The organism is Solihabitans fulvus, assembly GCF_008386585.1.
In the GTDB taxonomy this organism is placed as follows: Bacteria; Actinomycetota; Actinomycetes; order Mycobacteriales; family Pseudonocardiaceae; genus Solihabitans; species Solihabitans fulvus.
The window spans coordinates 21,772-37,822 of record NZ_VUOB01000008.1; the positions used below are offsets into that span (position 1 = coordinate 21,772).

General features: G+C 71.4%; 8 protein-coding genes and 1 tRNA gene. 4 read left to right on the forward strand and 5 right to left on the reverse strand.

Going from position 1 to position 16,051, the window contains the following annotated elements:
• Positions 1-60: 60 nt before the first annotated feature.
• A complete protein-coding gene (locus tag F0L68_RS05155) occupies positions 61-1,890 on the reverse strand; it encodes a tyrosine-type recombinase/integrase (protein WP_149848268.1) in 1,830 nt (609 codons plus the stop codon).
• Between the two features lie 77 nt (positions 1,891-1,967).
• A tRNA-Arg gene (locus F0L68_RS05160) sits at positions 1,968-2,043 on the reverse strand.
• A gap of 515 nt (positions 2,044-2,558) precedes the next feature.
• Here F0L68_RS05160 and F0L68_RS05165 point away from each other — a divergent pair.
• Entirely contained in the window at positions 2,559-4,595 is a 2,037-nt protein-coding gene (locus F0L68_RS05165; RefSeq protein ID WP_223198507.1) for a bifunctional copper resistance protein CopD/cytochrome c oxidase assembly protein, read from the forward strand.
• Between the two features lie 81 nt (positions 4,596-4,676).
• Here F0L68_RS05165 and F0L68_RS05170 read toward each other — a convergent pair whose 3' ends face one another.
• From F0L68_RS05170 to F0L68_RS05180, 3 genes are read right to left on the reverse strand one after another with little or no spacing between them, the layout of a single operon-like run.
• Positions 4,677-5,516, reverse strand: coding sequence for an ABC transporter permease (locus F0L68_RS05170; RefSeq protein ID WP_149848269.1), 840 nt, complete (start codon positions 5,514-5,516; stop codon positions 4,677-4,679).
• Between the two features lie 20 nt (positions 5,517-5,536).
• The gene (locus F0L68_RS05175) at positions 5,537-6,478 is read right to left on the reverse strand and encodes an ATP-binding cassette domain-containing protein (protein WP_149848270.1); all 942 of its coding nucleotides are present in this window, start codon (positions 6,476-6,478) and stop codon (positions 5,537-5,539) included.
• Positions 6,475-7,119 (reverse strand): TetR/AcrR family transcriptional regulator, encoded by a 645-nt coding sequence (locus F0L68_RS05180; protein WP_223198508.1) that lies wholly within the window; start codon positions 7,117-7,119, stop codon positions 6,475-6,477. The genes F0L68_RS05175 and F0L68_RS05180 overlap by 4 nt, the downstream gene beginning before the upstream one ends.
• 239 nt (positions 7,120-7,358) lie before the next feature.
• Here F0L68_RS05180 and F0L68_RS05185 point away from each other — a divergent pair, with 239 nt between their 5' ends.
• The 3 genes from F0L68_RS05185 (at position 7,359) to F0L68_RS05195 (ending at position 15,928) form a co-directional block, all read left to right on the forward strand.
• Entirely contained in the window at positions 7,359-7,880 is a 522-nt protein-coding gene (locus tag F0L68_RS05185; protein WP_188316401.1) for a single-stranded DNA-binding protein, read from the forward strand.
• 419 nt (positions 7,881-8,299) lie between these two features.
• Positions 8,300-9,976, forward strand: a complete 1,677-nt coding sequence (ettA, locus tag F0L68_RS05190; RefSeq protein WP_149848273.1) for an energy-dependent translational throttle protein EttA — start codon at positions 8,300-8,302, stop codon at positions 9,974-9,976.
• Positions 9,977-10,027: 51 nt separating this feature from the next.
• The gene (locus F0L68_RS05195) at positions 10,028-15,928 is read left to right on the forward strand and encodes a diguanylate cyclase domain-containing protein (protein ID WP_149848274.1); all 5,901 of its coding nucleotides are present in this window, start codon (positions 10,028-10,030) and stop codon (positions 15,926-15,928) included.
• Positions 15,929-16,051: the final 123 nt, after the last annotated feature.

The following is a 16,051-nucleotide window of genomic DNA, read 5'->3' on the forward strand; positions in this document are numbered from 1 at the left end:
GCAAGAGCCCTGGGTCCGGGGGAAGTCCTCGGTGGGCGGCGCTGGTCGCAGTCCTCGCCGCTAGCGGGCTGAGGCGACGAAGGTCATCAGCAGGTCAGGGTTGCCGAGGTAGTGGACGTCCATCTCGTACTCGGCGATCCTGGACTCGTCGTAGCCATCCCGCAGGATGCCGTCGACCAGCAGTTGCCGCAGCTCGCCAAGCTCCTCCGGGTCTGCTTCGGCGGTGAGCTTTGCGACGACGTAGCCCTTGCGGCGGATCTCCAGTTCGAGTGCTTTCCGTTCCACCCCAACAGCTCCAGAGGGCGCGGTGACTGTCGTGGCCAGTATGCCGACAGGCTGCGACGGTTCCGAGTTGGTTGGCTCTCGCGACGGGAGTGCCTCAGTGCTGACGACCACCGCTCGGCGGCCGCGGCTGGCCTCGACCAGGCCCCACTCCTTGAGGAGCGCCATCGCCCGGTGCGCCGTCCCGGCCGCCACCTGATGTTCGGCGGCGATGTCCTTGAGTGAAGGTGCGGGATCGCCGACTTTCAGTTCGCCATCGAGGATTCGCTGCCTGATCGCGGCGGCGATCTTCTCGTACGGGCTGTGCGGATCAACCTTGGACTGCTCTCTGGGATCCGCAGGGAGAGCAGGCAACGCGGGGATACGGTTCATGAGGGCTGTCGACGCGCGTTGATCGGACTCGCTGACCCATGCGGCATACACCCGCAAAGTCGTTGTGCCGCCGCCGGAATGGCCGAGCCGGCCGGCGATGGTTCGCACGTCTACGCCGGCGGCGATGAGCTCCGTGGCCGAGTAGTGCCGGAGCTTGTGAATCGTGGTGTGCAGTCCGAGTCGCTGAGCCATCCGGTCATACCGTTGCGTGACGGTGTCAGGCAGCAGGTGCGCGCTGTTGTCCGGGGCCAGCGAGAACACGAACGCGTCTGGGCCGATCACGAGGCCCAACACCTTCGCCCGCGTTCCGCAGCGTTGCCAGTGTCGGGTCAACGCGGCCACGGTCTCGGGGTCTAGCGCGACTCTCCGCTGTTGGTGGTCCTTGGTGTCCTTTTCCTTGGGCTTGCCGTCCTCGTCCTGGCCGATGCTGCGGTGAAGCGTCAGCACGCCCTCGACCAGGTCGACGTGTCGCCATCGCAGCGCGCACAGTTCGGCTCGGCGTGCGCCAGTGGTCATGGCCAACCACACCAACGTGCCCCAGTCGGGGTCCTTCCATGCCTCGGTGAGAAGCAGTGCGGCTTCGTCGGTGCTGGGCGGCTGCGGGGCCGGCTTGGGCGGAGCGGGAGGTTCGGCCTGGCTGATCGGATTCGTCGCCGTCCAACGCCAGCGGACCGCTCGCTTGAAGGCACCGCTCAGAATGAAGTGGATCTGCCGAACTGTCGACGCCGCCAGCGGCAGGCACTGGTGCGGCGCGCAGCGTTTGTCGCACGTGTGTTTCTGGGCTGTGCGGTGGTCGATACGGTGACGCCTGTCGCAGTGGTCACGGCAGCGGCGGAGCTCGGCGTAGAACGAGTCGAGGATGTCTCCATCGATCTCGCCGGCCTTCTCGCCGCCGATGAGCGGCCTGATGTGGTTCTTGGCATATCGACGGTACCCGCGGAGCGTGGACGCCTCGCCGGTGAACCTCTCGGTGGTGAGGTACCGGTCGAGCAGCTGGTTCAGCGTGGCGTTGGTGCGGGGATTGCGGCGCTCGTCGATCTGGTTGAGCAGCCTCGTGCGGACCTGCTCCGCTTCCTCCCACGCCTTAGGGCCGGCAGGAACAGTCTCGACGAGGTTGTGTCGTCTCTTGGTCACGGGATCGGTGCCCGCGTACACGCGCACGCGCAAGGCGCCGCTCGGCAGCTCCTCGATGTTGCCGCGCTGCCGCGTCGGTCTGCGCCCCGCAGTCCGTGCCATGAGGCCAGGATAACCCGCGTTTGTGCCATGAAGCGTGCCATGAACGCGGGGTATCTCTGCTGATCAAGGCTCTGACGTGGTGCCCCCGGCAGGACTCGAACCTGCGACCAAAGGATTAGAAGTCCTTCGCTCTTTCCGCTGAGCTACGGGGGCGGTGCTTCGGGGCTGCCGACCCGCCGCGTGAGCAGATTAGCTGGCCCCACGCAGCACATCGTCCGTCGTGGCTGGACCGTTTCCGAGCCGTCACCAGTCGGGTGATTCGTGCCGCATCAAGTAGCCAAACGGGCGACTTTGGTGTGTGTCGCATCACATCCTGGGGAGGTGGAGGACACTGTCGCGACTACCGCGAGATGCGGCTCACGCGTGTGATTCGCGCTGCTGCTCGAACGGCGCGAACCGAGCGTGATCGGGTGCGGTACCTGCGGGGCACCGGCGGATTGGGACCGTTCGGGACAGTTGAACGGTCCCGGCGTGCATGCACACCGGGACCGGAAACCGGCTGCTGACGCGGGTGATCGCGACCGAGGCGGGCCGCCTCGACCCAGGTTCGTCGGGGAGCCGTGCCGGCTGCTCTGTCCGGTCGTAGGGATCTCGCCGAATGATCGGTTCGTCACGGTAACCGGCCGCATTCGTTCGGTCGTCGGTGACGCGGCGCTTACCCTCGTGACGTGCCATCTGAAGTCGCGCCAGTCGTTCCCGCCGAACCGGCTCCCGTCAGCTCGGGACGAAGGCGGGCGGGGCTGACTCCGCTGCTGGTGTGCGGCGCGGCGCTCGCCGCCGTGTTGGCCGCAGCCCTGGTGTCCCTGTCCGGCAGCGAGCAGTACCTCATCTACGGCCTGCCCGATCCCGGCGTGCTGACCCGCTACGGGCTCACGGCCGTGCGCGTGCTCACCGAGGTCGGTGCGGTCGTGTGCGTCGGCTCGTTGCTGTTCGCCGCCTTCCTGGTGCCGCCGCAGCCTTCCGGCCGCCTCTCCCCGGACGGTTACGCCGCGATCCGGTCGGCCGGTTGGGCCGCGCTCGTGTGGTGCCTCGGCTCCGCGCTGTCCGTGGTGTTCACGGCGGCCGACACCGCTGGCGCGCCCGTCACCGAGGTGCTCAAACCCGCCGAGCTGTTGAAGCTGATCGGGGCCGTCGAGCAGTGCAAGGCGTGGGTGATCACCACGATCATCACGCTGTTGGTGCTGATCGCCTGCCGGCTGGTGCTCTCGTGGGGCTGGACCGCGACGACGTTCTTCCTCGCGCTGTTCGGGCTCGTGCCGGTGGCGGTCACCGGTCACTCCTCCAGCGGCGGCTCGCACGACATGGCCACCAACAGCCTGCTGTTCCACCTGCTCGCCGCGGCCCTGTGGGTCGGCGGCCTGATCGCGCTGCTCGCCCACGGACGCCGCCGCGGCCCGCATCTCGCGCTCGCCACCACCAGGTTCTCGAGGCTGGCGCTGGCGTGCTGGCTGGTGATGGCGGTCTCCGGCGTGATCAACGCGCTGGTGCGGCTGCCCCTGCGCGACCTGTTCGCCACCACCTACGGGCTGCTCGTGGTCGCCAAGATCGTGTTGCTCGGGCTGCTCGGCGTGATCGGCTTCCTACAGCGGCAGCGCAGCGTCCGCGAGGTGGTGGCGAAGGGCACCGGCCGGGCGTTGCTGAAGCTGGCAGGCGTCGAGGTGTTGATCATGTTCGTCACGATCGGCGTGGCCGCCGCGCTGAGCCGCACGCCGCCGCCGACCGACGCCTACTTCACGCCGAGCCCCGTCGAGCAGCTCATCGGCTACGACCTGAACGGCCCGCCGACGGTGTTGCGGATGCTGTTCGACTGGCGGTTCGACCTGCTGTTCGGCACCGTGTCGATCGCGCTGGCGGTCGCCTATCTGCTCGGTGTCCGGCGGCTGCGCGCCAGGGGGGACGCCTGGCCGGTCGGCCGCACGATCTCCTGGGTCTGCGGCTGCCTGATGATCCTGTTGGCCACCTCGTCCGGCCTCGGCCGCTACTCGCCGGCCATGTTCAGCGCGCACATGGGCAGCCACATGATGCTGTCGATGCTCGCGCCGGTGCTGCTGGTGCTGGGCGGCCCGGTGACGCTGGCGCTGCGCGCGCTGCCCGCCGCGGGCAAGCAGGACCCGCCAGGACCGAGGGAGTGGCTGCTCGCCTTCGTGCAGTCGCCGGTGGCGAGGGTGCTGACGAACCCCTTTGTGGCGCTGGCGTTGTTCGTCGGCTCGTTCTACGGCCTGTACTTCTCCGGGCTGTTCGACTCCGCGCTGAACTACCACTGGGCGCACCTGGCGATGAACGCGCACTTCATCCTGGTCGGCTACGTCTTCTACTGGCCGGTGATCGGCATCGATCCCGCCCCGAAGCGGCTGCCTCCGTTGGGGCGTCTGGGTTTGCTGTTCGCCTCGATGCCGTTCCACGCCTTCTTCGGCATCATCCTGATGAGCATGCAGACGGTCATCGGCGACAACTTCTACCGCTCGCTCGCGCTGCCATGGGTGACCGACCAGCTGGCCGACCAGCGGCTCGGCGGCGGCATCGCCTGGGCGGCCGGCGAGATCCCGCTGCTGGTGGTCGTGGTCGCGCTGTTGGTGCAGTGGTCGCGCTCGGACGAGCGGGACGCGCGCCGCGCGGACCGGCGGGCCGACGCCGACGGGGACGCGGATCTGGTCGCCTACAACGCGATGCTCGGCAAGCTCGCCGAACGCGGCCCCAAGAAGTGAGCGGACTCCCCGCCGGGTAAGGAAAACCCGGCGGGGAGTCCGCGAAACGCGCTTGCTACAGCGGCCGGCGAAACGCGCTCGCTACAGCGGCCGGCGGAATCCCCGCACCGCGAAGACCGCGCCGACCGCCGCGATGACCAGGCTCGTCACGATCGCGGCGAGCGCCCCGCCGCCGACGGGGTGGCTCAGCGCGAGGTTGCGCGCCGCGTCGACGGCGTGGGTGAGCGGGTTCACGTTGGCGACCGCCTGGAGCCAGCCGGGCAGGCCGCGCACCGGCACGTACGCGCTGGAGGCGAACATGAGCGGGAACATCGCGAGGAAGCCGACCATCTGCATGACCTCCGCGTTGCGCAGCCAGGTGGCGATGGCCAGGAACGCCCAGCTGAGCCCCCAGCCGACCACCAGCGCGAGCGCCAGCGCCGCCAGCACGCCGAGCACGCCGCCCGACGGCGAGAAGCCGAACAGCACCGTCGCGAACAGCAGCATGACCAGCAGTTGGATGGCCGTGCGGACGAGGTCGGACAGGCTGCGCGCGACGAGCACGGAGCCGAGTCGGATCGGCAGCGACCGGAACCTGGCCAGTACGCCGTTCTTCATGTCGTTGATCAGCCCGACCCCGGCCTGCAACGCGGACTGCATCGCCGTGTTCACCAGGATGGCCGGCATCAGGTAGTCGATGTAGTTCACCCCGCGCGGGAAGTCCGGCGTGTTGGCGATGCTGCTGAAGATCTGGCTGAACAGCAGCAGCATGATCAGCGGCTGCAACAGACTGAAGATGATCATGCGGGGATCGCGCACCACGGCGCGCAGGGATCTGGTTGTCAGCACGAGAATCTGCGTGCCGAGTCCGCTGCCGTGCCACGTGCTCGGGCCGGCCAGCGGCTCGGCGGTGCGTGGTTCGGCGGTGAGCGTTGACGTCATCGGTGTCTCCTGCTGGTCGCTCAGGCTGCGGCGGAGTGGTGTGCGAGGGCGAGATACACGTCGTCGAGCGTCGGTTCGCCGAGAGCGAGTTCGGCGGCCTCGATGCCGACCTCGTCGAGGGCGCGCACGACGACCGCGAGGTCGCGGGACGCGGTGACGGGAGTGGTCAGCGCGATCCGTTCGGTGTCGTGCACCGGCTGGAAACCCGCGCCCTCCATGGCACGCATCGCCTGTGGCACCTCGGCATCGGCGGCCAGGGTGACGGTGACGGTGCGCTGACCGACCTCCGCCTTCAGCTCGGCCGCGGTGCCGGAGGCGACCACACGGCCGGCGGACAGGACGGTGATCGAGTCGGCCAGCCGGTCGGCTTCCTCGAGGTACTGGGTGGTGAGCAGGACGGTGGTGCCGTCGCCGACCAGGTTCTCCACGATCTCCCACATGGCCAGCCGGCTGGTCGGGTCGAGCCCGGTGGTCGGTTCGTCGAGGAAGATCACGTCGGGCCGGCCGACCAGGCTCGCGGCGAGGTCGAGCCGCCGACGCATGCCGCCGGAGTAGGTGCGGGCCGGTCGCCTTGCGGCGTCGGCGAGGTCGAACAGGTCCATCAGCTCGGCGGCCCGAGCCCTGGCCTCGCGCGGACTCGCGCCGAGCAGCCTGGCGATCAGCACGAGGTTGTCGGTGCCGGAGAGCTGTTCGTCGACGGCGGCGAACTGCCCGGTGAGGCCGATCCGGCTGCGCACCTGGTGCGCCTTGCGGACCACGTCGAGCCCGGCGACCCGTGCGGTGCCGGACGTCGGCGGCAGCATCGTGGTGAGGACGTTGACCAGGGTGGTCTTGCCGGCGCCGTTGTGGCCGAGCAGTCCGAGCACGGTGCCCCTCGGCACGGTGACGCTGACCGAGTCCAGCGCGGTCAGCGCGCCGAACGTCTTGGTCACGTCGACGGCCTCGATCATCGGTTCGTTCATTTCTTCCTTCCCCCAGTGGAGTTGAGTGCGCCGTGCAGGAAGACCTCGACGAGCTGGGCAGGCTCGGCTGCGTCGTCCGCCTCGTCGCCGAATCCCTTGCCCTGCATGCGATTGGTGAAGACCAGCCCGAGCAGCAGCCGCGCGGTGAGGTCCGGGGTCAGCCGCAGTGAGTCGGCCTCGGGGGCGAGCAGCTCGGCGATGGCGGTGGACACCCGCTGCATCTGTTCCCTTGGACCCTTCCTGCTGCCCTCGGCCTCGTGCTCGCGCCGGGGGTCGAAGCCGGAGCGGTGCATGGTCTGCATGAGCGACCACAGCCGGTCGAGGTAGCCGGAGACCGCGTCCGTCGCCTCGGCGAGCCGCTCGGTCAGCGGGGTCGAGGTGGGGATGCGGGTGATCTGGTCGACCTCGGCGTCGGCGCGCATGGCGACTTCCAGGCAGGTGGTGAGCAGCTCCTGCTTGTCCTTGAACGCCCGGAACACGGTGCCTTCGGCGATGCCGGCGGCGGTGGCGATCTGTTTGGTGGTCACGTTCGCGCCGTGCTCGGGCAGCAGCGGGAGCGTGGCGGCGACGATGGCCGCGCGACGCTCGTCGAGGCTCATCGCGGGAGCTCGGCGTCGGCGGGCCGGTTCTGCTTCGGACATGGCACGAGCTTATGAGTGAGGACTCACTCAAGTCAACGAGTGAGCCCTCACTCATTCAAACTGTGTCCGATAGCACAGCTCCCCGACACTGCCCGGCCGCGCGGCGGAATTCCGGGGCGGTTATCCACAACAGGTCCGTTCATCCACAGATCCGCAGGTCACGGTTGGTGGGCCCGGCCCGGCCGTCGATGCTGGACAGGCCGGCGACCCGTCGGCGACGAGCGGAAGGGAGCACGGACATGGGTGTGAACGAGACGATCACGACGATCGTGGGCACGGTGATCAGCAAGGTGAACGAACGGCAGACCACGGACGGCGTCAACCTGGCCCGCTTCAGGGTCCGCAGCACGGAGCGCAGATATGACAACCAGACGGGTCAGTGGGGGGACGGCGAACAGCTGTTCGTCAACGTCACCTGCTGGAAACGGCTCGCCGACGGGGTCGTCGCGTCGCTCGCCATGGGGGATCCGGTGGTGGTCACCGGCCGGCTCTACACGAGAAGCTACGAAGCGGAGGGCCAGGCGAAGTTCAGCGTCGAACTCACCGCGGTCTCGGTCGGCCCCGACCTGACCAGGTGCGTCGCCACCCTGGCACGCAACCGCAGGCAGGCCGATCGGCCCGACTCGACGCCGCTGGACACCGCGCGGGCCGCCGAGGGCCTCGACGCGTCCGTCGACGCGGACAGCAGCGCCGCCGCCGAGGCCGGATCGGGCACGGCGCGCCACGCGGCGCGGCAGACCGCGGCGGAGGTGGCCGCCTGAGCCTGTCGGACGGGCGGGTCGGATGGGCGCCGAGCCGGCGGGAAACACAAGTCAGCACACCGAATCAGGACACACCGCCGAGGCGGGGCGAATCCACCCAAGATCATCTGGTGCGTGCACGAGTCACCGAAGGAGGGAAGGTCGAGGGTCGGCCGCGTGGGCGGCCACGGTCATCAGGTTTTGGGGAATCGGCGGAGTCCGGGCTCCCGCGAACGCGGGAGGGTCTCGACCCCGGCCGGTCGGCGGGGCGATCAGCGGACGGGCTGGTCAACGCCCTGCCGGAGGGATGCGCAGCGGCGTCGAGGCGGTGGAATCACCACCCGGCGGGACGCTCTTTCGCGTTAACTCTGTCGTGTCCCGAGGCCCGCTGCTGGCGACCGTGGTTCTGGCCCGTCGGCTGCCGCTCTACGATCGCTGCCATGGCCGAGTTCATCTACACCATGAAGAAGGTGCGCAAGGCGCACGGGGACAAGGTCATCCTTGATGACGTCACTCTCCAGTTCCTCCCTGGCGCCAAGATCGGTGTTGTCGGGCCTAACGGCGCCGGCAAGTCGAGCGTGCTCAAGATCATGGCCGGGTTGGACCAGCCGAACAACGGCGAGGCCTTCCTGTCCCCCGGCTACACCGTGGGGATCCTCCAGCAGGAGCCGCCGCTCAACGAGGAGAAGACCGTCCTCGGCAACGTCGAGGAGGGGGTCGGCGAGATCAAGGTCAAGCTCGACCGCTACAACGAGATCGCCAAGCAGTTGGAGACCGACTACTCCGACGAGCTGATCGAGGAGATGGGTCAGCTCCAGGAGGAGCTGGACCACGCTGACGCGTGGGACCTCGACTCGCAGCTGGAACAGGCGATGGACGCGCTGCGCTGCCCGCCGCCGGACGCTGAAGTTTCGAAGCTCTCCGGTGGCGAGCGCCGCCGGGTCGCCCTGTGCAAGCTGCTGCTGAGCAAGCCCGACCTGCTGCTACTGGACGAGCCGACCAACCACCTGGACGCCGAGAGCGTGCTGTGGCTCGAACAGCACCTGTCCAAGTACGCCGGCGCCGTGCTCGCCGTGACCCACGACCGGTACTTCCTGGACAACCTCGCCGAGTGGATCCTGGAGATCGACCGGGGGCACCTCTACCCGTACGAGGGCAACTACTCCACCTACCTGGAGAAGAAGGCCGAGCGGCTGGCGGTCCAGGGCAAGAAGGACCAGAAGCTCCAGAAGCGGCTCAAGGACGAGCTGGCCTGGGTGCGGTCCAACGCCAAGGCTCGCCAGACCAAGTCCAGGTCGCGGCTCGAACGCTACGAGGAGATGGCCGCCGAGGCGGAGAAGACCAGCAAGCTCGACTTCGAGGAGATCCAGATCCCGCCGGGCCCGCGCCTCGGCAACGTCGTGGTCGACGTGGCGAACCTGAAGAAGGGCTTCGGCGACCGGGTCCTCATCGACGGCCTGACCTTCGACCTGCCCCGTAACGGCATCATCGGCGTGATCGGCCCGAACGGCGTCGGCAAGACCACGCTGTTCAAGACGATCGTCGGCCTCGAGAAGGCGGACGAGGGCACCGTCAAGATCGGCGAGACAGTGAAGCTGTCCTACGTCGACCAGAACCGGGCGGGTCTCGACCCGAAGAAGACGGTCTGGCAGACGGTCTCCGGCGGCCTGGACTACATCCAGGTCGGCAACGTGGAGATGCCCTCGCGCGCCTACGTCAGCGCGTTCGGCTTCAAGGGACCGGACCAGCAGAAGCCCTCCGGCGTGCTCTCCGGCGGTGAGCGCAACCGGCTGAACCTGGCGATGACCCTCAAGCAGGGCGGCAACCTGATCCTGCTCGACGAGCCGACCAACGACCTGGACGTGGAAACCCTCGGGTCGATGGAGAACGCGCTCGAGCAGTTCCCGGGCTGCGCGGTGGTCATCTCCCACGACCGGTGGTTCCTCGACCGGGTGGCCACGCACATCCTCGCCTGGGAGGGCACCGCCGAGGACCCGGCCAAGTGGTTCTGGTTCGAGGGCAACTTCGAGGGCTATGAGAAGAACAAGGTCGAGCGCATGGGAGCCGACGCGGCCAGGCCGCACCGGGTCACCTACCGCAAGCTGACACGCGGCTGAGCAGGCATCGACGTCGTGGCGGCCAGGGGCGAAGCGCAGGCGGACGTCGAGGTGAGCACGCTTGTCGTGCCCGCCTGGCGGCTGCGTTGGCGAGCACCGGAGTTGACTCTGGTGCTCGGCGAACGAGCCGCCGCGCTCGCCGCTGCCCGCCGGGACGAACCGGACCGGCTGCGCGCCGAGTCGCTGGTCGTGTTCGCCAGCAACCGCCTCGGGCGCGGGGTGCGGGTGGCCGACCGGGCGCTCGGCGCGCTGCGGGCCGCTGAGGCCGCCGGCGAGCAGGAGCTGATCTGGCGGCTGCGGGTGGAGCTGGCGGGCTGCGCCCGGTCGGCGGGGGCACCGCTGACCGGGTTCGCCGCCCTGCGGCCCGTCCTTGAGGCGGGCGGCGTGCCCGAGTCGCTGCGCGCGGCGGCGCTCGTGCAGGCCAGCGAGTGTCTGGTGACGCTGGGGCGGGGCAAGGAGCTGACCGAGTCGCTGGCCGAGGCCGACCGGCTCTACGGCAGCGACCCGGAACTGGACTCGGACACCCGGCTGCTGCTGCGCGGGCTGCTGCACGCCGTGGCGGCGGCCCACCACCGGCGCTGGGGCGACCTCGAGGCCGCGCTCGCGTCCGCGCGGGCCGGCCTCGCGCTGCTCGACCAACTGCGGGATCCCGACACCGACAACGGGCAGGCGCGCGGCAAGCTCACCCTCGAGCTGGTCTGCGCGCTGATGGACTCCGACCAGCTCGGCGACGCGGCGGCGGCGGCAGCGCCGCTGCTGGCGCTGCCGGTCAGGGCCCCGTCGGCCACCACGGCCGGCTGGCTTCGGCTCGCGCTCGCCACCCGGCTGCACCTGCCGGCAGGGCGGGTGGAGTTGGCAAGGGACCTGCTCCGCGATGCCGCCGACAGCGCGGAACGGCATCAGCTCGACTCGCTGCACGCGGAGAGCCTGCTGGCGTTGGCGCACGTGCACGAGATGTCCGGCGAGCTCACCGAGGCGCTGACCAGCCTGCGGTCCGCGCACGCGGCCGAGCGTCGGCGGGCCCGGTCCGTCTACCTGGTCCGGGCGCGGCTCGCGGAGGAGTTCACGGTCGAGTTCTTCGGCCTGCGTGGTCAGCCCGCCGGGCTGCGCCAGCAGTTCGCCACGCTGATCCACCAGCGCGGCGACGCCCCGACCGAGACGGACGAGAGCACCGGATTGCTGAACCGACGCGGATTCCGGCGGACCCTCGACGAGGCCGTCGGGGAGGCGACCGATGGCGAGGCGCTGTCGCTGGTGCTGCTGGACGTCAGCGGTCTCGAACCGGACTCGGTTCCGTTGCTGGAGCAGGTTTTCCTCCAGCTGGCGGAGCGCGTGCGGGGCACCGCGCCCGAGCGCGCCGAGCTGGCCAGGGTCGGCGGGGACGAGCTCGCCGTGTTGCTGCCGGGCAGCACGGGCGAGCAGGCGAAGCGGTGGACCGAGGAGCTGCGGTCCGAGCTGGCCACCGAGCAGTGGGCCGGGTTGGCGCCGGGGCACACCGTCACCGTGCACACCGGGGTCGCCCAGTACCAGCCGGGCAGCGACGCGGACGTGTTCCTCACCGAGGCCGACCACGCCCTGCTGACGGCCAAGACGTTGAGCGCCGCTGGTGTCGACGGCGGCCAGCCCAAGGGGACCGAGCCCGCCACGCCGGGCCGGCAGTGGCGACCTGGCCAGGCGTATCGGCCCGAGGGCGTGCGCAGGCGGGTCCGGCGATCCGGCGACGAGTCGACCGCCGAGGTGCTGTCCGCGGCCTGGGCGCAGGCAGCCGATCGGTGGCGGCTGGGCCACGTGGCACCGGACGGCGGCGACACTGCGACCGGAGCCGGAGCCGCAGCCGGGGCCGAGGCCGAGGCCGGAGCCGAGGCCGGTGTCGGTGTCGGTGTCGGTGTCGGTGAGGAGAGTTCGCCACAGGACGTCCGCGAGGATCTCCGCGACGACGAGCAGGTGCGCGGCGGCCGGCGCAGGGCCGACAAGCAGCCGTCGGGTTCGACGCAGGAGACTTCCGGCGGCGCGGCCGTGCCGGCGGCCGGCCTGATCGCGGCGGCCGGCGCGCTGCGCAGCGGCCGCCGCCGAGCCGTCGAGGAACACCCGCAGGACGAGTCGTCCGCAGAACAGCCGGCCGACCTCCCGCCACTCCCCGGCCCGGCATCGACCGGACCAGCAACGACGACGACGGCGCGGGCAGACGCGGAGGCCGACCGCCGCCATCCCTCCGCCGCGTGGTCGGTCGCCCCCACCGGGCCAGGCCAGCCGTCGGCGACGCAACCCGGCCCCGGCAACCAGGACGCGGTGCGCTCCGACGCCGAGCCTGCGCCACAACCACGGCAGCGCTCGGCCGCCGAGGACCCCTCCGTGCCGACGACGACCCGGTCGACGGCCCCGCCCGAGACGTCGCCGCCCGCGCCGACGACAGGCCGACGGCCCAACGTTTCGACAGAAGCCCACGACGAGCCTGCGGCTCCGGCCGGCGGCGCCGCCCGCCACGGCAGCGACGCGGCCACCGGCCTCGACGCGCTGTTGGCTGCGGCCCGCCTGTCCGGCGCGAAGGGGACGGGCGGACGCCGACGTGCGCCGTCCGACGACGACATCGCCGACACCGAGCCCCAATCCTCGGCGGCCGAGGCGCCGGCTACGCCGGCTGATCACCAGCGCCAGTCGGCGTCCTGGCCGGCGATGAACTCGATCATGCTCGACCCTGACAAGTTAGTGAGCCGCCACTCCGCGGGCCCGACCGAGGCAGGCCAGCCAACCGACCTCGGCGACGCCGCATCGCCGGCCGCTGACCTCCGCGCCGACGGCGGCGGCGAGTCACCGGGCTCCATGGACCCGGGTGGCCTGCCGGGCCGGGCCGCCGCAGGCATGGGCGGCCTGCCGGGCCGGGCCGCCGAAGGCATGGGCGGCCTGCCGAGCCGGACCGCCGAGGACACGAGTGACCTGCCGGGCCGGACCGCCGAGCACGGGGACGCGGCCGGCCGCGCAGCCCTGCAATGGCGAGTGGAGCCGCCGAGGCGGTCCCAGAGCGACGAGGACTCGGACCGGGCGACCGCGAGCGAGCCCGGTTGGACGCAGGGCCCGCTCGACGCGACGCCCGAGCCGTCGGCCGGGGACACGGGATCGCCGGCCCCGCTGCCGGCGTTCCTCGACCCCGGCCTGGCGGAACTGGCCGCGCTGGCCAAGGCCCTGCGCGAGCACTCGTTCGACGTGGAGCACTCAGCAGAACAGGAGCTGACGACCACGACCACGACCGAGACCTCGGCCGGGCACCGGTCGCCTCCCGAGCCAGGCACGTCCGCCGATCCCGAACCGCAGCCCGCCGGTCAATCGACCGATCCCACTCCGTTCGCCGCGTTCGACTCCGTCGCCGATCGCGGCGCGGAGGTCCGGCTCGGCGACACGGCGGCGAGCCACGAGCGGTCTTCGGTCGAGTCGGCTGGCAGCTACGGATCGGCCGCCGGTCGTGGCGAGGAGGCGCCCTTCGGCGTGCCCGCCGGAGACAGGCCGGCCTCTGGCGGAGAGCAGGCCGACCGCGAGGCGTTCGGCGCTGCCGGGTCGACCACCAGCCTCGGGCAGTTTGCCGAGCGCGGGTCGGGTTCGCGGCCCGAAGCGGTGGTGGCGCACGACATGGTTGCGGGGCATGGCGGATCGGCTGCCGCGGGCACGCCGGCCGACGGACGCGGGCTGACCGTCGGGAGCGGGTCGGCTGTTGGCGGGGCGGCGGGGACCAGGGGCCAGCCGACTGACGAGTTGGGGCTTGCGGCCGAGGGAGAGGTGGCCGGCACGTATCGGTCGGCCGGCGAGACCGGATCCTCAGTCGCGTTCGAACTGCCCGGCACGCGGGGTTCCGGCCAGCGGTCGGCAGACCAGGGTGAGTCTTCCGTGAGTGGCGGAGCGTTTGGCGAGTACGGGTCGCGGGTCGGGCGGGACTCGTCTGGTGCGCTTGGACTGCCTGGCGCGCACGATTCGGACTCGGCGTACGCGGCCGGTGGAGGTTCCGGCCAGCGGTCGGCTGACCCGGGTGAGTCTCCTGTGAGCGGTGGAGCGTTTGGCGAGTACGGGTCGCGGGTTGGGCGGGATTCGTCCGGTGCGCTTGGACTGCCCGGTGCGCACGATTCGGACTCGGCGTACGCGGCCGGGGGCGGGCACGATTCCTCGGGCTCGTACGACCTGGCCGCGTCCGGTGGGTCCGCTGCCGGGACGGCCGCGTCGGAGCTGCCCAGCGGGCTGGGCCTGATCGCCGCGTACGAGTCGGTCGCGGAGCAGTTGGCCCTGGCCGCGCGTGGATCGGTCGCGTCGGGTGAACCGAGCGCGGCGGACAACCCGGCCTCCATCGATCTCGGCGAGACGCCGACCGTGCCGCAGCCCAAGGTCGGCAAGGACGGGTTGCCTGTCGGACAACCCGCCGCTTCCCCGGTCGCTGCGGCAACCGCGACCCTGCCCGACTCGTCCGCGTCGGCGGGGGCCACCCATGGCTCGGCCTCGGCGGATCCCGTAGCACCACCGGCGCTGAGCTATGCCTCGACGCCAGCCGCCCCCTTCGCGCCATCGCCGCCGAGTGCGGCCTCGATGCCGGGCGACCCGTTCGCCGCGTCGGTCGACTCGTTCACGTCAGTTGCGCCGGCCCATGCGCCGATGCCCGGGGACTCCGTCGCGGCCGGCCATGCTCCGACGCTGTCGGAGCCGGTCGCGCCGCCGGTGCCGAGCCAGAGCCCGATCCTGGCTGACCCACCGGCGACGCCTGCCCACGACCCGGCCTCGTCGGATCCGACCGTCCCGCCGGTGCCGAGCCAGGCGACCGGTCCGGGCCGTCCGCCGGTGAGCGCCGTGTTCTCCGCGCCGGACGGCGACGTGCCGGCGGCGCGGATCCCCGAGCCGGGGTCGGCCCCGGAGTTCGGCTCGTCGCCGGGCTCGCCGGGCTCGGCCGGCTCGACATCCGAGGGCCTGGCCGACCCGCTGCCGTTCGCGCCAACGAGCTTCGACGGCCCGCCGGTCAAGCCAACGCCGGTGACGCGCGAGCGGATGACGCGCGAGCCGCTGGCGTTCGCGTCGAGCGAGTCCGAGGCCGGCACCTCGATGGCGTCCGAGCCGGGGTCGTTCGGGGCCGTCACCTACCTGCGTCCGCAGCATCAGGACGGACCTTCGCCGCGCGAGTCCGCCCCGCGCCGGGACCGGGGCCTGAATCCGCTGCCGGACGAGGTGCCGCCGACTCCTCGGCCCGACGAGATCCCTCGGCCGCCCGAGCCCGACGAGATCCCTCGGCCGGCCGAGCCCGACGAGATCCCGTCGCCGCCCGAGCCGGTGCCGTCGCCGTTCGAGCCAGGACCCGACGGGATTCCCTCGGAACCGGGGCCGTCGCTGGCGGAGGTCGCGTTCCTTGGCGCGGCCGACGTCGAGGACGAGCCGTCCCGGGACGAGGACCGCGCGCCTGGGCAGGCTTTCGGCAAGCCGTCCGCAGGCCGGGGCCGGCGCAGGAAGGGCGGTCCCGGGCTCGCCGAGCTGCTCACCGAGGCGCTGGTCGCCTACGAGACGGGCCGCCGCAGCGGCGCCGACCCGGACGACGACGCGGTGGAGGACTGGGCGCGGTCGGCGGCCCTGCTGCCGGCCGGGCCCGAGCCGGCGGGCCAGCAGGACAGCGGTCTGTCGCATCCCGGCATCGTGAGCTTCGACACGTCGGGCCGGTCGGGAGCCGAGCCGGTGGGCGCGGATACCGGCCAACGTCGGACCGAGCCAGGCACGAGCCAGGAGTCCGACGCCGAACGCACCGGGCCGATCGTGCTGGGCGGCCGCCCGCAGGCCGTCCAACCGCAGGTCGAGCCGGGTGCGGCCGGTCCGCCGTCCGACGCGGAGACCACCGGCCCGATCCGGTTCCGCGCCGGTTCCGGCGCGCCGGAGGCCCGCTCCGCCGCGCCGGACAGCGGGTCGCGGCACGGCGCCTGGACCCTGCCGGACGCCTGAGTCGGTGATCTTGAAATCCGTGTCGCTGCACCCGCTGTGACGGGGCGGGCACGTGGCTCGATTCAGCTTTCGATTCAGCTCGCTGCCAGCCGGTTTTGCCCGCCGGCCCCTCCCCGTTGGCGG